Source organism: Alterinioella nitratireducens (assembly GCF_013155465.1).
GTDB classification, from domain to species: Bacteria; Pseudomonadota; Alphaproteobacteria; order Rhodobacterales; family Rhodobacteraceae; genus Alterinioella; species Alterinioella nitratireducens.
This window is the reverse complement of sequence record NZ_JABJVX010000014.1, coordinates 18,433-38,761: the sequence shown is the minus strand read 5'-3', so window position 1 is coordinate 38,761 and position 20,329 is coordinate 18,433. Positions and strand designations below refer to the sequence as shown.

The following is a 20,329-nucleotide window of genomic DNA, read 5'->3' as shown; positions in this document are numbered from 1 at the left end:
CGATGGACGTGACCGTCATCACCTATGTCATCGCCAGCCTGGTCCTTGGGGCCGTTGCCGGGTTCTTCCTGGGCCGCTTCACCTCGGGCGCGATCCTGTGGCTGCTTTGGGCGGCCCTTGTCGGCGCGCTGCTGCTGTTCCTGATCCCCGCGCTCGGGGCGCTGGCGGGGTTGGAGCAGGACGGCTTCAGCCGGGCGGCCTATGTGTTCCTGTCCTGGATCTTCCTCGCCCCCGCGCTGGCGGCCTCGATCCTCGCGGGCTGGTTCGGAATGCGCGGACGCCGCGCGGTGCGGGCAGGGCCCCCACGCGATGAGTGAGCTTGCCCTTCCCGAAACCCGAGGCCGCCTGACCCGTGACCGCGACCTGTCGGACCTGACCTGGCTGCGTGTCGGCGGGCCGGCGGATGTGTTGTTCCAGCCCGCGGATGCGGACGACCTGTCGGATTTCCTCAAGGCCCTCGACCCCGCCATCCCGGTCTTTCCCATCGGCGTCGGGTCCAATCTCATCATCCGCGACGGGGGGCTGCGCGCGGTCGTCATCCGGCTTGGCCGAGGTTTCAACAGGATCGACACGGGCCAGGGGACCGTCACGGCGGGCGCGGCGGCGCTGGATGCCCATGTCGCACGCAAGGCGGCCAGTGCCGGCCTTGACCTGACCTTCCTGCGCACCATTCCGGGCAGCATCGGCGGCGCGCTTGTCATGAATGCGGGCTGCTATGGCTCTTACGTCGCGGATCATTTCCAGAGCGCCGAGGCGGTGCTGCGCGACGGCACGGCCGTGACGCTGACGCCCGACGACATCCATTTCCAGTACCGCCAGACCGACCTGCCCGAAGGCGCGGTGGTCACCTCGGTCACATTCCATGCGGATCCCGGCGACCCGGAGGCGCTGGAGGCGCGGATGCAGGATCAACTGGCCAAGCGCGACGCGACGCAGCCGACGAAAGAACGCAGCGCAGGCTCCACCTTCCGCAACCCGGCGGGGTTTTCCAGCACGGGACGCGATGACGACACCCATGACCTCAAGGCCTGGAAACTGATCGACGAGGCGGGGATGCGCGGGGCCCGGCAAGGCGGCGCCCAGATGTCCGAGAAACACAGCAATTTCCTGCTCAACGCGGGCGGGGCCACGGCGCATGACCTCGAATCCCTGGGCGAGGAGGTCCGAAAAAGGGTTTTCCAAAACAGCGGAATAGAGCTAGTATGGGAAATCAAGCGGGTCGGCGATGCGGTCCGTGCGACGAAGCCGGAATAACCGGCGAGAATAACAAGCCGATAAGGGCGCAAAAGCCCTGGGGCTGAAAGAGGCGATGGTGGCGGTACGTTCGGGCAGAACACCCCCCAAAGTTGCGGTATTGATGGGCGGACCCTCGGCTGAGCGCGAGGTGTCTCTGTCGTCAGGGCATGAATGCGCGGCCGCGCTGCGGGACGAGGGATTTGACGTGATCGAGGTCGATGCCGGCCCCGACCTCGCCACGCGTCTGGCCGATCTGAAACCCGATGTCGCCTTCAACGCCCTGCATGGAAGATGGGGCGAGGATGGCTGCGTGCAGGGTATCCTGGAATGGCTGCGCATCCCCTACACCCATTCCGGCGTGCTGGCCTCGGCGCTGGCGATGGACAAGCAGCGCTCCAAGGCCACCTTCCGCGCCGCCGGTATCCCCGTGGCCGATAGCCTGATCGCCGCGAAACCGGACGTGATGGCCCGCCACATGATGGACGCGCCCTATGTGGTGAAACCCAATAACGAAGGCTCCTCGGTCGGGGTCTACCTGGTGATGGAGGGCGCGAACAGCCCGCCGCAACTGGGCGCGGAGATGCCCGATCAGGTGATGGTCGAGACCTACGCGCCGGGGCGCGAACTGACCACCACGGTGATGGGCGACCGGGCGCTTGGCGTGACCGATATCCTGACCGATGGCTGGTATGATTACGATGCGAAATACAAGCCCGGCGGCTCGCGCCATGTGGTGCCCGCCGATATTCCCGCACCGATCTACGACGCCTGCATGGAGATGGCCGTGACCGCGCATGACGCGCTTGGCTGCCGGGGTCTCAGCCGGATCGACTACCGGTGGGACGAGGCGCAGGGGCTCGATGGCCTCATCGTGCTGGAGGTCAACACGCAGCCCGGCATGACGCCCACGTCGCTGTCGCCCGAGCAGGGCGCGGCGGTGGGGATTTCGTTTGGCCGGATGTGCGCCTGGATGGTGGAGGATGCCTCATGCGACCGTTGATCCGCCGCCGTCAAGCTCATGATCCGGCCCCCTCCCGGTGGGCCTACCGCGTTCAACGGCTGTGGCTGACACCGATCTTCCGCTCGGTCCTGCGGGTGGGGGTTCCGGCCTTTGCCGTGGTGGCCCTGGGCGGCGTCTATATCTCGGACCCCGCGAATGTGCTGCGCCTGCAAGACAGCGTGGCCGAGCTGCGCCGCTCGATCGAGGACCGGCCCGAGTTTCGCGTCAACTTCATGTCGATCACCGGCGCCTCGCCGGTGCTGGCGGAAGAAATCCGGGCCACCGTCTCGCCCGATTTCCCGCTGTCTTCGTTCGATCTGGACCTGGAAGGGCTGCGCCGCAGGGTTGAGAACATCCGCGCCGTCTCGGTGGCCGAGATCCGCATCCGCTCGGGCGGGGAACTGGCCGTCACCGTGACCGAGCGCCGCCCGGTCCTGGTCTGGCAGGCGCGCGAGGGGCTGTGGCTGGTCGATGCGGAAGGCGAACGCGTGGCCCCCCTGCTGGCGCGCCCCGATCTCGACTACCTGCCCGTCATCGCGGGCGACCGTGCGAACGAGGCCGCGGCGCAGGCGCTGGCCCTCTTCGAGACCGCCGAACCGCTTGGCGAGCGTCTGCGCGGCCTCGTGCGGATGGGGGAACGCCGGTGGGATGTCGTGCTGACGGATGGCATCCGCATCCAGCTGCCCGAAACCGATCCTGCCCCGGCGCTGGACTGGGTGCTTGCCCAGGACGATGCCCAGGAACTTCTCGACCGCGACATCCTGCGTGTCGATCTGCGCGATCCGTCGCGCACCGTGCTGCAACTGACCCCCGATGCGCTGGCCGAGCTGCGACGCATGCGGGAGACCGAGATATTGGGAGATCATCAGGGATGAGTATGCTGTATCATTCACAGCGGGCGATGCGGGCGAAACGCCAGGAGGCCCTGCGCCGCGGCGTCATCGCGATCCTGGATATCGGCAGCTACAAGACGTCCTGCCTGGTGCTGCGCTTCGACAGCTCGGACGAATTGCTGGCCGCGGATGGCGTCGGCGCGATGGCGGGGCAGAGCAATTTCCGCGTCATCGGGGCCGCCACCACCAAGTCGCGCGGGGTGAAGTTCGGCGAGATCGACATGGTCCAGGAAACCGAATGTGCCATCCGCACCGCGGTGCAGGCGGCGCAGAAGATGGCCAATATGCGCGTCGATCACGTCATCGTCAGCTTCGCGGGTGCGCGTCCACGCTCCTACGGGTTGGTGGGCGAGGTCTCCCTGCAAACCGGCACCGTGTCCGAAAGCGACGTTGCCAGCGCGCTGGCGGCCTGCGATCTGCCCGATATCGGCGAGGGGCGCGAGGTGCTGCACGCGCAGCCGGTGAATTTCGCGCTGGATCATCGCTCGGGCTTGAAGGATCCGCGCGGCCATGTCGGCAACCGCCTCAGCGCCGACATGCACATGCTGACCATCGACAGCCATGCCATCGAGACCATCCTGCGCTGCGTCAAGCGCTGCGACCTCGAACTGGCCGGGATCGCCTCGTCGCCCTACGCGGCGGGCATTTCCAGCCTGGTCGAGGATGAACAGGAACTTGGCGCGGCCTGCATCGACCTGGGCGGCGGCACCACGGGCGTGTCGATCTTCATCAAGAAACACATGATCTACGCCGATACCGTGCGCATGGGCGGCGATCACGTCACGCAGGACATCAGCCAGGGGCTCCAGATCCCCGCAGGCGATGCCGAGCGCATCAAGACCCGCTTTGGCGGGCTTGTTGCCACCGGCATGGATGACCGCGAGCGGATCGAGCTGGAAAGCGACACCGGCGATTGGGAACATGACCGGCGCACGATCAGCCGGGCCGAACTGATCGGCGTCATGCGCCCGCGTGTCGAGGAGATATTGGAGGAGGTGCGCGCCATCCTGGAGGATGCAGGCTTTGACCACCTGCCGTCGCAACGCATCGTGTTGACCGGCGGGGCCAGCCAGATCCCCGGGCTCGATGCCTTGGCCAGCCGCATCCTGGGCAACCAGGTCCGGCTCGGGCGGCCCCTGCGGGTGCAGGGCCTGCCGCAATCGGCCTGCGGGCCGGCTTTCTCGGCCAGCGTGGGCCTGGCGCTTTTCGCCGCCTATCCGCAGGACGAATGGTGGGACTTCGAGGTGCCCGCCGACCGCTACCCGGCACGGTCGCTGAAACGCGCCGTGAAATGGTTCCGCGACAACTGGTAGGTGTCGCGCCAGTGCCGATTCCCGTCCCCGCACCCATGGTGCGGGGCTGGTCGGTTTACGCTATATGCAGGGGGGACCGGCAAAATCCCGCTAACGCGCCTTAATTTGGCCCCATATTTCGACGTTTTCCGCCAATTTTCGCGTGACCTGCCGGGGTTAACGCGGTAGCATCGCTGTCAAACAAGGCAGAAACCGGTGATCCGACGGCAAGATCGGGGCCAGAACGAAACACTACAGGCGGACAAAATCCATGACACTGAACCTTACCTTGGCTGACCAGCCGGACCTGAAGCCCCGTATCACTGTCTTCGGTGTGGGTGGGGCCGGTGGCAACGCGGTCAACAACATGATCGACCAGGAGCTGGACGGCTGCGAATTCGTGGTCGCCAATACCGACGCGCAGGCCCTGCAACAGTCCAAATCGCAATCGCGCATCCAGATGGGCGCGAAGGTGACGGAAGGTCTGGGGGCCGGTGCGCGCCCCGCCGTTGGCGCCTCCGCCGCCGAGGAAAGCATCGAGACCATCGTCGATCACCTGGTCGGCGCGCATATGTGCTTCATCACTGCCGGCATGGGCGGCGGCACCGGCACCGGGGCTGCTCCGATCATCGCACAGGCCGCGCGCGAACTGGGTGTCCTGACTGTCGGCGTCGTCACCAAGCCGTTCCAGTTCGAGGGCGCCAAGCGGATGCGCCAGGCCGATGAGGGCATCGAGGCGCTGCAGAAGGTCGTCGATACGCTGATCATCATCCCGAACCAGAACCTGTTCCGCCTGGCCAATGAGAAGACCACCTTCACCGAGGCTTTCGCGCTGGCCGATGACGTGCTCTACCAGGGCGTCAAGGGGGTCACCGACCTGATGGTGCGCCCCGGCCTGATCAACCTCGATTTCGCCGATGTCCGCGCCGTGATGAACGAGATGGGCAAGGCCATGATGGGCACCGGCGAGGGCGAGGGCGAGGATCGCGCCGTCCAGGCCGCCGAGCGTGCCATCGCCAACCCGCTCCTGGATGAGATCAGCCTGAAAGGCGCCAAGGGCGTGCTGATCAACATCACCGGCGGCTATGACCTGACCCTGTTCGAGCTGGATGAGGCCGCCAACCGCATCCGCGAGGAAGTGGACCCCGAGGCCAATATCATCGTCGGCTCGACCCTCGATACCAACATGGAAGGCCAGATGCGCGTTTCGGTCGTGGCCACCGGCATCGACGCGGTGGACGTGATGCATGACATGCCCGCCCCGATCCGCCGCACCGTTCCCTCGGCCCCGGTGTCGCAAGTGGGTGGCACCGCCGCCGCCGTGGCCATGCCCGAGCCGGTTGAAACCGCGCCCGAGCCGAGCCTGTTCAACGAGATGGACCGCGAAACCGCGCATGAGCAGGCCGAGGATCTGTTCGACGACGACGAGGTTCCGGCCCCCGCCTACCGCCCCGAGCCCGAGCAGACCCAGGAGGTCGCGCAGCAGCAAGCCGAGCCGGAAGCCGAAGACTATGTCGCCCCCCGGCACCGCACGGGCGCGCCGTCGCCCGAGACGCTGGCCCGGCTGAAGGACGCCATTTCGCGCGACAATCCGCATCGCGCGGCAGGCCCCGCACCCCGCCCCGCGGCGGAAGAGGGGCAGGGCGCGCGCAAGCCCTTCGGCATCAATTCCTTGATCAACCGCATGACCGGCCATGCCGAGGACGCGCCCGTGGCACAGCCGCGCCGCCAGCCGAACATGTCCGCGCGGCCCGCGCCGCAGGAGGATGACAGCGTCGATCCCGATCAGGAGCGCATCGAAATCCCGGCCTTCCTGCGGCGTCAGGCGAACTGATTTACCAAAGGTGACGTATCGGAAACGGCCAGCCCCCGCGCTGGCCGTTTTCTTTTGTTTTCAGGGTTGTGCAGGGCGCTATTGCACAGGGTGGCAAGAATTTGCCGACAGTTTTCCGCTTTGTTGCAGCACGTCACAAAGGTTGAATTGAGATTAATTCCCGCGGGGGCTATTTCACGATCAGCGCCCTCTGCGGGACAGATTGCAGATGCGCCGGGACAGATCAGGCAGGCCGAATGGCACCCCTCTGTCCCCAGGTTCAGGAAATGACAGGCAGGGTTCCCCCGTGCAGGCAACACTCAGATCTTCCGTTCAGTTCTCCGGGATGGGCCTCCATTCCGGGCGTCCTGTGCGCATGACGGTGCATCCCGCCGCCGCCTCCTTCGGCATCTGGTTCCGCCGCACCGAAATCGAGAATGGCGACACGCTGATCCCCGCCCGCTACGACATGGTTCCGCCAAGCCAGCTATGTACCAAACTGCGCAACGAGGCGGGCGTCGAGGTCTCGACCGTCGAACATGTCATGGCGGCACTGGCCGGATGCGGCATCCATAATGCGATGATCGAGATCGACGGGCCGGAAGTGCCGATCATGGATGGCTCCTCGGCGCATTTCGTGCGCGGCTTCCTTGCGCGCGGCGTGCAGGATCAAGGTGCCGCGATCCACGCGATCGAGGTGCTGACGCCGGTGACGGTGCGCTCCGGCGATGCGGTGGCGACGCTCAAGCCTTCCGACGGCCTCAAGATCCGGTTCGAGATCGACTTTCCCGACGCCGCGATTGGCCGCCAGGCGCGCGAGCTCGACCTCTCCAACGGTCATTTCGTGCGCGAGCTCTGCGACAGCCGCACCTTCTGCCGTCAGGCCGATGTCGATGCGATGCAGGCCAGCGGGCTGGCGCTTGGCGGCGTGCCGGGCGAAAACGCGGTGGTGTTCGACGGCGACGCCATCACCAGCCCCGGCGGGCTGCGCCACGTGGATGAACCGGTGCGTCACAAGATGCTGGACGCGCTTGGCGATCTGGCGCTGGCGGGGGCACCCCTTTTGGCCGAATATGAGGGCACGCGGGCCGGTCACATGCTGACCAACCAGCTTCTGCGCAAGCTCTTCGCGACGCCCGGTGCCTGGCGTCTGGTGGAATGCGATGCCGGTCAAAGGGCGCGCCTTCCCGGCGTCAACCTGCACCCGCAGGACCTGGCCGCTGTTGCCTGAGCGCCAGCCCACGCGATTCAGGCGTTTTGCCCTCAGAATTAATGTGCTAGGACCGATACCAGACAGGGCGGGCGTGAAAGCCTGCTGTATTTGACGCATGGGGTTGCAGGCGATGAAAGGCGGGGCTTTTTTGCTGAGATCGGGGAAGACGGGCCTTGCCCTGACCCTCATTCTGGCCTTGGCCGCCTGTTCCGGCGCGCGCGAACGCAACCGCGAGATCGCGCTTGAGGAGCTGGAGGCGGAGCCGATCTACCAGCAGGCCGAAGCGCAGCTTGAGGCGGGCAACCCCGACCGCGCGGCGGAACTGTTCATCGAGGTCGAACGCCTGCACCCCTATTCCGAATGGGCCAGCCGGGCGCTGATCATGGCGACGATGGCCTATCATCAGGACCGCGATTACGAGAACTCGCGCGCCTCGGCGCAGCGCTATCTCGATTTCTACCCCGGCACCGAGGATGCGGCCTATGCGCAATATCTGCTGGCGCTGTCCTATTACGACCAGATCGACCAGGTCGGTCGCGACCAGGGGATCACTTTCCAGGCCTTGCAGGCGCTGCGCGTCGTGATCGAACAATATCCCGACAGCGAATATGCCGCCTCGGCGATCCTGAAATTCGACCTCGCCTTCGACCATCTTGCGGGCAAGGAGATGGAGATCGGGCGCTACTACCTGCGCCGTCAGAACTACGCCGCCGCGATCAACCGCTTCCGCGTCGTGGTCGAGGAGTTCCAGACCACCAGCCATACGCCCGAGGCGTTGCTGCGGCTGGTCGAATCCTACCTCGCGCTTGGCCTGACAAACGAGGCGCAGACCGCGGGCGCCATCCTGGGCTACAACTTCCAGGCCTCGCCCTTCTATGACGATGCCTTCCGCCTGCTGACCGACCAGGACCTGGCACCGGAGGCAGCGGGCGAAAGCTGGCTGCGCGAGATCTGGCAACAGACCGTGCGCGGGGCCTGGCTCTAGGCCGGGGCCCCCGATCAAGGGACAGGGGATGCTGCGCAGCCTCACCATTCGCGACATGCTGATCATCGACCGGCTGGACCTGGCGTTCCAGCCGGGTCTCAACGTGCTGACGGGGGAAACCGGCGCGGGCAAGTCGATCCTGCTCGACTCGCTCGGCTTCGTCCTCGGCTGGCGCGGGCGGGCCGATCTGGTGCGCAGCGGGGCCGAGCAGGGTGAGGTCGAGGCGGTCTTCGACCTCTCCCCCGATCACCCCGCGCATGGCGTGCTGGCCGAGGCAGGGTTGCCAAGCGGCGAGGAACTGATCCTGCGCCGTGTCAACACGGGCGCCGGGCGCAAGACGGCCTGGGTCAATGACCGCCGCGCCTCGGGCGATGTGCTGCGGCAATTGTCCGACACGCTGGTTGAACTGCACGGGCAACAGGATGACCGCGGTCTGCTGGATCCCAAGGGCCATCGCGCGATGCTGGATGATTATGGCCAGCTTGGTGAGGCGCGGGGCCAGGTCGCGGCTGCTTGGCGGGCACGGTCGCAGGCGAGGACGGCGCTGCAAGCGGCACAGGAGCGGCTGGCCGAGATGCGCGCCGAGGAGGATTTCCTGCGCCATGCGGTGGCGGAACTGGACGCGCTGGCACCCGAACCCGGCGAGGAGGAGGCGCTGGATACCCGCCGCCGCCTGATGCAGGGCGCCGAGAAGATGCGCGCCGACCTCGCCCGCGCGATCGAGGCGCTTGGCAGCCAGGGGGCAGAGGGCGCCATGGGCGACGCGCTGCGCTGGCTCGACGGGCTGGCCGACCGCGCCGAGGGCGGCCTGGACGCGGCCATGGCGGCGCTGGAACGCGCGATGGTCGAACTGGATGAGGCGCAGCAGGGGGCCGAACGCTTTGCCGATGCGCTGTCCTTCAATCCGCATGAGCTGGAAGAGACCGAGGAACGCCTCTTCGCGCTGCGCGCATTGGCCCGCAAGCATGACGTGGCCCCGGACGATCTGGGGGCCTTCGCGGGTGATCTGCGCGCGCGGCTGGAGGCGCTGGACGGATCTGACAAGCAGATCGGGGGTTTGCGCCGTGATCTGGAGGCGGCGGATGCGGCCTACGCACATGCGGCAGAAGCGTTGAGCGCGGCGCGCAAGGCCGCCGCCGGAACGCTCGACAAACGCATCATGGCCGAGCTTGCGCCGCTCAAGATGGACCGCGCCGTGTTCTCGACCCAGATCACGCAAGACGCGCCGGGCCCCACCGGCACCGACGCCGTGACCTTCACCGTCGCCACCAATCCCGGCGCGCCTTCCGGGCCGCTCAACCGCATCGCCTCGGGTGGGGAACTGTCGCGCTTCCTGCTGGCCATGAAGGTCTGTCTGAGCGAACGGGCGACGGGCCTCACCATGATCTTCGACGAGATCGACCGCGGCGTCGGCGGGGCCACGGCGGATGCGGTCGGGCGCAGGCTGAAAGCGCTGGCAGAGGATGGCCAGGTGCTGGTCGTCACCCATTCGCCGCAGGTGGCCGCCCTTGGCGCGCATCACTGGCGGGTGGAAAAGGCGGTCTCGGGGGGCATGACGCTGTCGCGCGTGGTGCCTCTGGATGCCTCCGCGCGCGTCGATGAGGTGGCGCGGATGCTGTCGGGCGATACCGTGACCGAGGCCGCGCGCGCGGCGGCCAAGGCGCTGCTCCCGGCCGCGGCCACGGGCTAAACCCGCCTTGGGGCAGGATTTTCGGGCCGCACCCGATAGGCAGCCCCGGTAAAACCCGCTAGCCTTGACGGAACCCCTTGGACAGACCGCGCCAGAGGACGCGACCCCGATTGAGCCAGGACCGGCCGTCCTTTCTGACCAGCACCATGGCAGACGCCGTTTCCGCCGCCCGCCGCAGTTGGCGCGTGCTGCGCGAGCGCGGTCCGGGGCAGGTGCAATTTTGGTTCATCGCGCTGATGGTGGGCATCGCCGCAGGCTTTGCCGCGCTCTTCTTTCGGCGCGGGATCGAGTGGCTGCAATCCACGCTTTACGGGGTCGATGACACGCAGCTTCTGCACAGTTTCGCCGCCGGGCTGCCCTGGTACTGGATCTGGATGCTGCCTGTGATCGGCGGGCTGGTGGTCGGCCTCATCCTGCATTGGTTCACCCCCGATGGCCGTGTGCGCACCGTGGCCGACGTGATCGAGGGCGCGGCGCTGGCCGATGGCCGGGTCGAGAAACGCGAAGGTTGGGCCTCGGCGGCGGCCTCGCTGATCACGCTCAGTTCCGGTGGGTCGTCGGGGCGGGAGGGGCCGGTGGTCCACCTGGCCGCCGTGATCTCGACCTATGTGTCGGACAAGATCAACGCCAATGGCATCACGGGCCGCGACCTGATGGGCTGCGCCGTGGCCTCCGCCGTCTCGGCCTCGTTCAACGCGCCGATTGCGGGCGCGCTTTTCGCGCTGGAGGTGGTGTTGCGCCATTTCGCCATCAACGCCTTCGCGCCCATCGTCATCGCCTCGGTCGCGGGCACCGTCATCAACCGGCTGGAGTTCGGCGACGTGACCGAGTTCAGCCTCGGGTCGGACAGCGCGCTGGAGTTTTACTGGGAGCTTCCGGCCTTCCTGATCCTGGGCCTCGTCGCGGGCGTCGTGGCCGCCGTCTTCATGCGGGCGACCTTCTGGGCCGAGGATATTGGCAATGATCTGCAACGGCGCACCGGCATGCCGCGCTGGCTGCGCCCCGCGCTGGCCGGTGTCCTGCTTGGCGGCATCGCGATTGTCTTTCACCATATCATCGGGGTGGGGTATGAGACGACCTCGGACGCACTGACCGGACAGCTTCTGCTGCATGAGGCGATCATCTTCGCCATAGTCAAGGTCATCGCCGTTGCCATCACCTTCGCGGGCCGGATGGGGGGCGGGGTATTCTCGCCCTCGCTGATGATCGGGGCGCTGACCGGGCTGGCCTTCGGCATGATCGCGACAGGCATTTTCCCCGATGTGTCAGGGTCCGAGACGCTCTATGCGCTGGCGGGCATGGGGGCGGTCGCGGCGGCGGTGCTCGGCGCGCCGATCTCCACCACGCTGATCGTGTTCGAGCTGACCGGCGACTGGCAGACCGGGCTGGCGGTGATGGTCTCGGTCTCGCTCTCCACCGCATTGGCCAGCCGGATGGTGCATCGCTCCTACTTCCTGACGCAGCTTGAGCGGCGCAATATCCACCTGGCCGCCGGACCGCAGGCGTATCTCCTGTCGATGTTTCGCGTCGGCAACGTGATGCGGCCCGTGGACGGCGACAACACGGCGTCACAGGAGGCGCTGCTGACGCTGATCGAGCAGGGGCAATATATCGACCGGCAGGCCACGCTGGAACGCGCCATGCCGGTGTTCGAAAGCGCCGGGCTGGATTTCATCCCGGTCGTCACACTGGCCCCCGGCAACGCGCCGCCCGTGCTGGAGGGCGCGCTTTACCAGGTCGATGCGCTCAAGGCCTATAACCGCGCCCTTGCGGCAACGGCAGCGGAGGAGCATCGGTGAACAAACCGGTGCAAGACGGTCGCGCCCTAGATCTTCTCCACCGTCACCTGGTCGGTGGAATAGAACGCCAGATGGCCGGCGATCTCGGCAACCTCAGGCTTGGGATCCTCGTAGCTCCAGGCGGCATCCTTCAGCACCTGGCTCTTGGTCACGATCGAGAAATAGCTGGCATCGCCCTTGTGCGGACAATGGCTGCGCGTGTCGCTGGCATCGAGGAACGCCATGCCGATATCGGCGCGGGGGAAGTAATAGACGGCGGGCAGATCGCCCTCGACCAGTTCCAGCGCATTTGTGGTCTCACCCAGGACGGCGCCGCCTGCGCGCACGGTCCAGGTGCCGGACGCGGGCCGGATGGTGATCTCGGTGGTCATGTCTTTCATTCCTCTCGTCCCTGTTCGGATGACGCAAATCCTCGCCTATTGTCGTGACAGGCAGGTGTCACAACGGAGCGGTTGCGTGTTTCAGCCAGTTTGCCGTATCGGGCGGTAGGTGCGGCCCGATCTTTGCGGCAACCTGTGCGTGATACCCGTCAATCCAGTCCTTTTCAACTGGGTCGAGCGCGGTGGCGTCGATCAGCCGCCGGTCGATGGGGGCGAAGGTGATCGTCTCGAATTTCAGCATGGGTCGGTCATCGCCGCCCTCCACGGGCTCTGCCGTGCGCACGACGATCAGGTTCTCGATGCGGATGCCGAAGCCGCCTTCGCGGTAATAGCCCGGCTCATTGGACAGGATCATGCCGGGTTCCAGCACGGTTTTCGAGATGCGCGACAGGCGTTGCGGGCCTTCATGGACCGACAGGAACACGCCGACGCCATGCCCGGTGCCATGGTCGAAATCGCGCCCCGCGGCCCAAAGCGGCGCGCGGGCGAAGGCATCCAGATGTTGCCCCGCCAGCCCCTTGGGAAAGCGCAGCCGGTGGATGGCGATCATGCCGCGCAACACTTGCGTGAAGGCGGATTTGACCTCCTCTGATGGCTCACCGATGGCAATCGTGCGCGTAATGTCGGTGGTGCCGTCCAGATACTGCCCGCCGCTATCGACAAGATAGACCTCGCCGGGGGTAAGCGTCGCGTTCGACGCCTCGCTGACGCGGTAATGCGGCAGGGCGGCATGGGCCCCGGCGGCCGAGATCGTGTCGAAAGAGATGTCGCGCAGCGCGCCGGTCTCCTCGCGGAAGGCTTCGAGTTTCCGGGCGCAGTCGATCTCGGTCAGGCCGCCCCCCGGCGCGGTGTCGTCCAGCCAGTGCAGGAACCGCGCCATGGCGACACCATCGCGGATATGGGCGGCTTTCGTCGCCGTAATCTCGGCCTCGGTCTTGCGGGCCTTGGGCAGGATGCAGGGATCGTCTCCCCTGGCGATCTCGACGCCCGCGCCGTCCAGGATCAGCTTGACCTGATGTGGCGCGGTGGCGGGATCGACGCGGACGGGTCCGGTCAGCGCCTCAAGCGCGGGGGTGAACGCGTCCCAATGCGCAAGGTCGATGGAGGGATCGGGGCCGAGGTCGTCGAATTTCTCGGGGTCCGAGAACAGGCTGACGCGGGCGTCGGCATGCAGGATCGCGAAAGCCTGAGTGACGGGAAGATGCGGCAGGTCGCCGCCGCGGATGTTCAGGAGCCAGGCGATGCTGTCGGGCAGGGTCAGCACGGCGGCACTCTGCCCGGCATCGCGCAATGCCCCGGCAATCTCCTCGCGCTTCTCGCCCGAGGTCTTGCCCGCGATCTCGGGCGGATAGGCATAGGCGGGGGCCTCGGGGGCGGGCGGCTGGTCGTCCCAGATCGCGTCGATCTTGTTGGAGACCGGGCGCAGGGTGATCTGCGCGGGCTTCAGCGCTTTTTCCATCCGCTCGATCTCGGCGCTGGTGTGCAGCCACGGATCGAAGCCAACGGCACCGCCATTCGGCAGCGCCTCGACCAGCCAATCCTCCAGCTTGGTCTCGGGCCAGTTCACCGGGGTAAAGTCGCTTGCCACCTGCGATTTCACCTGCACCTTGTAGCGCCCGTCGATGAAGATAGCCGCCTTTTCCGCCAGCACCGCGCAGAACCCCGCGGAGCCGGTGAAGCCGGTCAGCCAGGCCAGCCGCTCATCGCGCCCCGCCACATATTCGCCCTGGTGCCGGTCGGCGCGCGGGACAAGGAAACCGTCCAGCCCGTCTTGCGCCAGCACGCGGCGCAGGGCGGCCAGCCGGGGCGGGCCCTGATCGGGGGATGTGGCTTCGGTGAAGGACTGGAACATCGGCGGCACCTCTTGCTTGGATCGGCCCCGCGCAAGAGACACCAGAAGGCGGGCGGGATGCAATGCCCCTCCGCGGGGGTTTTCGTGCCCCGGGGCGGTGGAATAGTCGTGATCGCACCGGGCGGCACCTGGATGCACGAACGCCATCGCCCGGAAATGCGGTTGGAGCCTCCGGCGGGGATATTTTCGGAACAAAGAAGGAGGGAGCTGCGCCCGGGACACTCAGGTTGCTCCGTAGGACAAGGTGTAGCCGCCACCCACGCCCTATGAGGCGCGCTTGATCCCCATCACGCGGGCCCGCGCGCGCGGGTCGCTGTCGAAGAGCGAGGCAAGCTGTTCCGTCATCGCACCGGCCAGTTGTTCCACATCCGTGATCGTCACGGCGCGGTCGTAATAGCGCGTCACGTCATGGCCGATGCCGATGGCGAGCAGTTCCACCGCCTTGCGTTTCTCGACCATGGCGATCACGTCGCGCAGGTGTTTCTCCAGGAAATTCGAGGCATTGACCGAGAGCGTGGAATCGTCGACCGGTGCGCCGTCCGAGATCACCATCAGGATCTTGCGCTGCTCTTGCCGCGCCAGCATCCGGCGATGTGCCCATTCCAGCGCCTCACCGTCGATGTTCTCCTTGAGGAGCCCCTCTTTCATCATCAGGCCCAGATTGTCGCGGGTGCGCCGCATCGGGGCGTCTGCCTTCTTGTAGATGATGTGGCGCAGATCGTTGAGGCGTCCGGGCTGCTGCGCGCGGCCCCCGGCCAGCCATTCCTCGCGGCTCCGCCCGCCCTTCCAGGCGCGGGTGGTGAAGCCCAGGACCTCGACCTTGACGCCGCAGCGTTCCAGCGTGCGGGCCAGAACATCGGCGCAGATCGCGGCGATCGAGATCGGCCGCCCGCGCATCGAGCCGGAATTGTCCAGAAGCAGCGTCACCACGGTATCGCGGAACTCGGTATCCTGTTCGACCTTGAAGGAGAGCGGAGTCGTCGGGTTCGCCACGACGCGCGCGAGGCGTCCGGCGTCCAGTATCCCTTCCTCCTGATCGAAGGACCAGCTTCGGTTCTGTTGCGCCTGAAGGCGGCGCTGCAGCTTGTTCGCCAAGCGGCTGACCGCGCCTTTCAGCGGTTCAAGCTGCTGATCGAGATAGGCGCGCAACCGTTCCAGTTCCTGCGGCTCGGCCAGGTCCTCGGCGGCGATCTCCTCGTCATGTTCGGTGGTGTAGACCTGGTAATTCTCATCCGCCTCGGAATGGGGCGCGGGGGGCGGCGGCTCCTGCGGGGATTCGCCTTCGGGCAACTCGGTTTCCTCGGCCTCTTCCATGTCGCCCGCATCGTCCATCTCGACGCTGGCCTGGCTGGCATCCTGTTGCTCTTCCTGGGACTGTTCGGGGTTGGCATCGGCCTGCTCGTCCTGATCCTCCTCGGCCTCGCCGGTGCTGTCGGGATCGTCGTCATCGGGTTCGGCCTCGTCCTCGCCCTCCTGGTCCAGATCGTCGGGATCGTCGCCCAACTGGTCGCCATAGCCGAGATCCTCGACCAGTTGACGGCTGAACTTGGCAAAGGCGGTCTGATCGGCCAGCACGTCGCCCAGGTTTTCCAGCGTGTCGCCGCAGCGATCCTCGATGAAGCCGCGCCACAGCTCCATCACGTTGGCGGCCTCGGGCGGCAGGTCGCGGCCCGTGGCAAGGTGGCGGATCAAGTAACCGGCGGCGGTAGCGAGCGGCGCATCGGCGGCCTGGGAGATCTCGCCATAGCCCTTGCGGCGGGCCTCATTGCCGATCTTGGCGTCGATATTCTTGGCCGTGCCCGGCATGTCGCGCGCACCCACGGCCTCGCAGCGGGCGGTTTCCATCGCGTCCATCAGGTCGCGCGCCATCTGGCCCTGCGCGGCATAGCGCGCCGCCGTGCCTGCATCGTGATAGCGGTGGCGCAGCGCATAGGCATCCGCCGTGCCGCGCGCCAGCAGAACCTCTTCGCGCGTCATGCGGCGGCTGATCTGCGGCAGGCGCACGGAATCGCCCGTTTGCCCCGGCGGATCGACCGAATAGGTAACCCCAAGCTCGGGGTCGTCGGCCATTACGCGGGTGGTTTCCGCGAGCGCCTTCTTGAACGGGTCGGCAGGGTTGTCGGTCGGCTTTTTCATGGGCCTCAATCTAGGCCGCGGCCCCCGTGAAGAAAAGCGGATTCGCCCCTATTCCAGGATCTGGCGGCGGATGCAGAGGCTGGCGGCGTCATAGGCCGCGGTGAAGCGGTCGATCTCGTCTTGCGAGAGGTTTTCGTAATCCTCCTGCTCCAGTCCGCGAGACTCGATGAATTCGCCTCCGGCCTCGAATGCGCAGACCAGATGCCCGCAGGCGCAGGTCTCCTCGGCGATGGCTTCGGCCTCGGCGATGCGCGGATCCTCGGCGCGGCAGGCTTGCGGGAAGACGCTGAGGGCGACGATCAGAAACAGCATTTTCATGACGGGGATCCCCTTAGAATTGCGTCTCGAAGAACCGTGACAGCCCGTCACCGCACGGGCCCGGCGACTCCTGAAATGCCTGCCACAGATGCAGCGGCATTCGGGCGGGCGCGAGGTCATATTCCTCCTCGGTGGTCTCCGTCTGCTCGGTCTCGGGGTTCATGATCGAGGTTTCCATCCGGACTTGCCCGCTGCCCATGTCGAAATCGCAGGTAAAGCCCGCCGCCGACATCCGGTCATAGGTGGTGTAGTGATAGCCGATGATCGCGAAGCCGGCGAAACCTGTGTCCTCGTCCAGATAGGCGATCCTGAGGGTTTGCAGCCACGGGTGCCGCCCGATGCCGGTCTGTTCCGAGTTGAGCAGCAGCGTGCCATCCTCGCCCGCCTCCAGCGTGGGCGACATGCCCCACATCGCACCGTTGAAGGCGATCTGGCGAATGACGGCGAGCGGTTCGCCACCGGGATCGGTGCGGCGGTCGGTCAGGATGATCAGGTCGGCGGTGTCGGGTTCCTGCGAATTGGCGATGAGGGTGACCTGTTCGCAGCCGTTATGCGCCTCGACCAGGTCGATGCACAGACTGTCGATGACGCGCGGCAGCAGGTCGGCCTCGGGCGCGGTCAAGTCCTGCGCGGCAAGCGGCGAGGCGAGGGCGAAGGACAGGGCAAGAAAGGTGCGGTGCATGGAAATATCCTGTGGTGAAAGGGCTCGAAGAATAGCGCCAGACTACCCCGGAATGGGTTCAGGATTAAGCCTGAACTTGCGCCCGCCTCATCCCAGCCGGTCGCACCAGTCGATCCGCCGCCCGCCGGTATAGGGAACCGCGAGGCCCTCGGCGATCAGCCCGTCGCCCACATCCCGCCCGTCGATGCCTAGCCGGACCAGCCGCCGCCCGTAGCGGTCCTCGCCATCCAGATCGGCCTGCGTGGCGCGCGCCGTGGCGACCATGCCCCGAAGACGGTCGGTGGCCTGCCGGCCCAGATCGGCCTCGGCGGTGCAGCGCGGCTCGTATGTCTCGGGCGTGTCGAACCCGATCAGCCGGGCGCGAAACGGGGCGCCGCCGCCACAGGCCATGTCGACCGTGTCGCCGTCGATCACGCGGGTAACGCGACAGGTGGGCTCGGGTTCGGGCACGGCGTTGCAGGAGAGCAGCAAGAGCAGGGACAAAAAGGCGAGCCTGGGGTAAATCATGAACAAATCGTTAACACGACCCGCGCCCGGAAGGGAATGCTCAACGGGCGCGCAGGGTTAACGAAAATGGGCCGGAGGAGACCCCCGACCCATTCGGATCACGGTGCCAGGCGGGAAGTTACCCCATGCTCATCGAGGCCGCACTTTCGGGCAGTTCCTCGTCAAAGCAGCGCTGGTAGAATTCGGCCACGGTCTGGCGCTCCAACTCGTCGCATTTGTTGAGGAAGCTGAGACGGAAGGCATAGCCCAGGTTGCGGAAGATCTCGGCGTTCTGTGCCCAGTTGATCACGGTCCGGGGGCTCATCACCGTCGACAGCTCGCCATTCATGAAGGCGGTGCGCGTCAGGTCGGCGACGGTCACCATCTGGCTGATCTGACGGCGGCCCTTCTCGGTGTTGTAATGCGGGTTCTTGGCCAGCACGATGGCGGTTTCCGCGTCGTGGCTGAGGTAGTTCAGCGTCGCCACAAGGCTCCAGCGGTCCATCTGCGCCTGGTTGATCTGCTGCACCCCGTGATAAAGCCCGGTCGTGTCGCCAAGGCCCACGGTGTTTGCCGTGGCGAAGAGGCGGAAACACGGGTTCGGCGTGATGATCTCGTTCTGGTCCATCAGCGTCAGCTTGCCGTCATGTTCCAGAACCCGCTGGATCACGAACATCACATCGGCGCGGCCCGCGTCGTATTCGTCGAAGACGATGGCAACGGGGTTGCGCAGCGCCCAGGGCAGGATGCCCTCGTGAAACTCGGTCACCTGCTTGCCGTCGCGCAGCTTGATCGCGTCCTTGCCGATCAGGTCGATCCGGGAAATGTGGCTGTCCAGGTTCACCCGCACCGTCGGCCAGTTCAGACGTGCTGCGACCTGTTCGATATGGGTCGATTTGCCGGTACCGTGATAGCCCTGGATCATCACCCGGCGATTGGCGGAGAAGCCCGCGAGGATCGCCAGCGTGGTGTCGGGGTCGAATTTGTAGGTGCTGTCGATATCCGGCACACGCTCCTGCGCCTCGGCAAAGCCCTTGACCTTCATCTCGGTGTCGATGCCGAACATCTCGCGGACCGAGATATCTTCGGTCGGTTTCAGGGTCTGGTCCATGCTATCCTCAACTTCTGCGGGCGTGTCGCGGCGGGGTGATCTGCAGCTTCCCCTGTTGCCTGATATTGCCCCGCGCTGCAAGAGGGGGGCGGGCGCAAGAAATGGCTGGCCTTCGCCGCAATCCGCCTTACAAATGAGGGTCATGACCGACGCCAGCGCCATCGAAGGGTTGATCGCCCGCACCGCCCTGAAAGACCGGGCCGCCTTCCAGGCGCTTTACGCGGCGACATCGGCGAAACTATTCGGCGTCTGCCTGCGTGTGTTGAAGGACAGGGCCGAGGCGGAGGACGCGCTGCAGGAGGTCTTCGTCAAGATCTGGCATCGCGCCGACCGTTACCGCGTGACCGGCCACAGCCCGATGACCTGGCTGATCACCGTGGCGCGCAACAGCGCCATCGACCGACTGCGCAAGCGCCCGCGTGAATCGGGTGGGGTCGATGTCGAGGATCTGGCCCTGTCCGATCCCACTCCGGGCCCCGAGGCGCAAGCCGTGGCCAGTGGCGAGGCGGCGCGCATCGCGGGCTGTCTGGACGAGTTGGAGCAGGACCGCGCCGCCGCCGTGCGCGGGGCCTACCTGGAGGGGGAAACATATGCCGATCTGGCGCGCCGTTTCGACGTGCCGATCAACACGATGCGAACCTGGCTGCGCCGCAGCCTGATGAAACTGAAGGAGTGCCTGACCGCATGAGCGACCGGCCCGACATATCGCCAGAAGACAGCGCCGAGGCGGCGGAATACGCCCTCGGCCTGCTGTCCGGCTCCGAACGCAGCGCGTTCGAGGCCCGGCTGGCGTCGGATGCCGATCTGCGGGCAGAGCTTGCCGCCTGGCAGTCCCGCTTCGCCGAGATCGCCATGTCCGAGGTCGAGGAGGTCACGCCGCCCGCTCGCGTCGAAAAGGCGCTTCTGGGACGCCTGTTCCCGGCGCCTGCGGCGCGCCCCGGCTGGATCGAGCGCTTTGGCCTCGCGCGGCTCTACGGGGCGGTGTTCCTGCTGGCGGCATTGCTGCTCTGGGTCGTGGTCGACCTGCCACCGCGTCCGGCCTATCCGCCTGAAAACGCGGCCTATTCGGCACAGATCGCGGCCGAGGACGGCTCGCTTGTGGTGATCGCGCAATATGACGCGGCGCGCGGTGAACTCTATCTCGAGCGGCAGGAAGGCGACGCGCGGCCGGGCCGTGACCTCGAACTTTGGCTGATCGCGGGAGAGGAGGCGCCGATCTCGCTCGGCGTTCTGAACCGCGACCAGGGCCGCGAACGGCTGGCGCTTGCGCCCGAACTTGAGACGGCCCTTTCAGACGGTGTCCTGGCGATCTCGGATGAACCGCGCGGCGGCTCTCCGACGGGGGCGCCGACCGGCGATGTTCTGGCCGTGGGGGCCGTCAGCGAAGTCTGACGATCACGCCCCGATTACGATTGCGTGAGACCGGGGCAATCGACCTGAAAC

General features: G+C 66.5%; 19 protein-coding genes. 12 read left to right on the top strand and 7 right to left on the bottom strand.

Going from position 1 to position 20,329, the window contains the following annotated elements; all coding sequences use genetic code 11:
- The first annotated feature begins 2 nt into the window (after positions 1 to 2).
- The 10 genes from HNS34_RS17385 (at position 3) to HNS34_RS17340 (ending at position 11,921) form a co-directional block, all read left to right on the top strand.
- Positions 3 to 317, top strand: coding sequence for a Z-ring associated ZapG family protein (locus tag HNS34_RS17385; protein WP_172321362.1), 315 nt, complete (start codon positions 3 to 5; stop codon positions 315 to 317).
- Complete coding sequence (murB, locus tag HNS34_RS17380; RefSeq protein WP_172321361.1) at positions 310 to 1,254, top strand: UDP-N-acetylmuramate dehydrogenase; 945 nt, start codon at positions 310 to 312, stop codon at positions 1,252 to 1,254. The genes HNS34_RS17385 and murB overlap by 8 nt, the downstream gene beginning before the upstream one ends.
- A gap of 55 nt (positions 1,255 to 1,309) precedes the next feature.
- On the top strand, positions 1,310 to 2,236 hold the full coding sequence (locus HNS34_RS17375; protein ID WP_172321360.1) for a D-alanine--D-alanine ligase: 927 nt from the start codon (positions 1,310 to 1,312) through the stop codon (positions 2,234 to 2,236).
- Positions 2,224 to 3,111, top strand: a complete 888-nt coding sequence (locus HNS34_RS17370) for a cell division protein FtsQ/DivIB (protein ID WP_172321359.1) — start codon at positions 2,224 to 2,226, stop codon at positions 3,109 to 3,111. The genes HNS34_RS17375 and HNS34_RS17370 overlap by 13 nt, the downstream gene beginning before the upstream one ends.
- Complete coding sequence (ftsA, locus tag HNS34_RS17365) at positions 3,108 to 4,442, top strand: cell division protein FtsA (RefSeq protein WP_172321358.1); 1,335 nt, start codon at positions 3,108 to 3,110, stop codon at positions 4,440 to 4,442. Before HNS34_RS17370 ends, ftsA begins: the two co-directional genes overlap by 4 nt.
- Positions 4,443 to 4,692: 250 nt before the next feature.
- Positions 4,693 to 6,255 carry a cell division protein FtsZ gene (gene ftsZ, locus HNS34_RS17360; RefSeq protein ID WP_172321357.1) on the top strand — a complete coding sequence of 521 codons (1,563 nt, stop codon included), beginning with the start codon at positions 4,693 to 4,695 and terminating at the stop codon, positions 6,253 to 6,255.
- Between the two features lie 286 nt (positions 6,256 to 6,541).
- On the top strand, positions 6,542 to 7,465 hold the full coding sequence (gene lpxC / locus HNS34_RS17355) for a UDP-3-O-acyl-N-acetylglucosamine deacetylase (RefSeq protein ID WP_172321356.1): 924 nt from the start codon (positions 6,542 to 6,544) through the stop codon (positions 7,463 to 7,465).
- Positions 7,466 to 7,595: 130 nt separating this feature from the next.
- A complete protein-coding gene (locus HNS34_RS17350; protein ID WP_268879107.1) occupies positions 7,596 to 8,432 on the top strand; it encodes an outer membrane protein assembly factor BamD in 837 nt (278 codons plus the stop codon).
- A gap of 28 nt (positions 8,433 to 8,460) precedes the next feature.
- Complete coding sequence (recN, locus tag HNS34_RS17345) at positions 8,461 to 10,122, top strand: DNA repair protein RecN (RefSeq protein WP_172321354.1); 1,662 nt, start codon at positions 8,461 to 8,463, stop codon at positions 10,120 to 10,122.
- A 146-nt stretch (positions 10,123 to 10,268) separates the two neighbouring features.
- Positions 10,269 to 11,921, top strand: a complete 1,653-nt coding sequence (locus HNS34_RS17340; protein WP_172321353.1) for a chloride channel protein — start codon at positions 10,269 to 10,271, stop codon at positions 11,919 to 11,921.
- A 26-nt stretch (positions 11,922 to 11,947) separates the two neighbouring features.
- Here the strand turns inward: HNS34_RS17340 and HNS34_RS17335 are convergent, their stop codons facing one another.
- From HNS34_RS17335 to cobS, 7 genes are all read right to left on the bottom strand, one after another.
- Positions 11,948 to 12,292, bottom strand: coding sequence for a DUF427 domain-containing protein (locus tag HNS34_RS17335; protein WP_172321389.1), 345 nt, complete (start codon positions 12,290 to 12,292; stop codon positions 11,948 to 11,950).
- Positions 12,293 to 12,359: 67 nt separating this feature from the next.
- A complete protein-coding gene (locus tag HNS34_RS17330) occupies positions 12,360 to 14,153 on the bottom strand; it encodes an aminopeptidase P family protein (protein ID WP_172321352.1) in 1,794 nt (597 codons plus the stop codon).
- A gap of 264 nt (positions 14,154 to 14,417) precedes the next feature.
- Complete coding sequence (cobT, locus tag HNS34_RS17325) at positions 14,418 to 16,289, bottom strand: cobaltochelatase subunit CobT (RefSeq protein WP_172321351.1); 1,872 nt, start codon at positions 16,287 to 16,289, stop codon at positions 14,418 to 14,420.
- Between the two features lie 48 nt (positions 16,290 to 16,337).
- Positions 16,338 to 16,607 carry a hypothetical protein gene (locus tag HNS34_RS17320; protein WP_172321350.1) on the bottom strand — a complete coding sequence of 90 codons (270 nt, stop codon included), beginning with the start codon at positions 16,605 to 16,607 and terminating at the stop codon, positions 16,338 to 16,340.
- 13 nt (positions 16,608 to 16,620) lie between these two features.
- Entirely contained in the window at positions 16,621 to 17,289 is a 669-nt protein-coding gene (locus HNS34_RS17315; protein WP_172321349.1) for a hypothetical protein, read from the bottom strand.
- Positions 17,290 to 17,376: 87 nt separating this feature from the next.
- Positions 17,377 to 17,772 (bottom strand): thermonuclease family protein, encoded by a 396-nt coding sequence (locus tag HNS34_RS17310; RefSeq protein ID WP_235952789.1) that lies wholly within the window; start codon positions 17,770 to 17,772, stop codon positions 17,377 to 17,379.
- 142 nt (positions 17,773 to 17,914) lie between these two features.
- Entirely contained in the window at positions 17,915 to 18,886 is a 972-nt protein-coding gene (cobS, locus tag HNS34_RS17305) for a cobaltochelatase subunit CobS (RefSeq protein ID WP_172321348.1), read from the bottom strand.
- Between the two features lie 142 nt (positions 18,887 to 19,028).
- Between cobS and HNS34_RS17300 the strand changes: the two genes are divergently transcribed.
- Together HNS34_RS17300 and HNS34_RS17295 are read left to right on the top strand one after the other, a co-directional pair.
- A complete protein-coding gene (locus tag HNS34_RS17300; protein ID WP_172321347.1) occupies positions 19,029 to 19,574 on the top strand; it encodes a sigma-70 family RNA polymerase sigma factor in 546 nt (181 codons plus the stop codon).
- Positions 19,571 to 20,278 carry an anti-sigma factor gene (locus HNS34_RS17295; RefSeq protein ID WP_172321346.1) on the top strand — a complete coding sequence of 236 codons (708 nt, stop codon included), beginning with the start codon at positions 19,571 to 19,573 and terminating at the stop codon, positions 20,276 to 20,278. Before HNS34_RS17300 ends, HNS34_RS17295 begins: the two co-directional genes overlap by 4 nt.
- Positions 20,279 to 20,329: the final 51 nt, after the last annotated feature.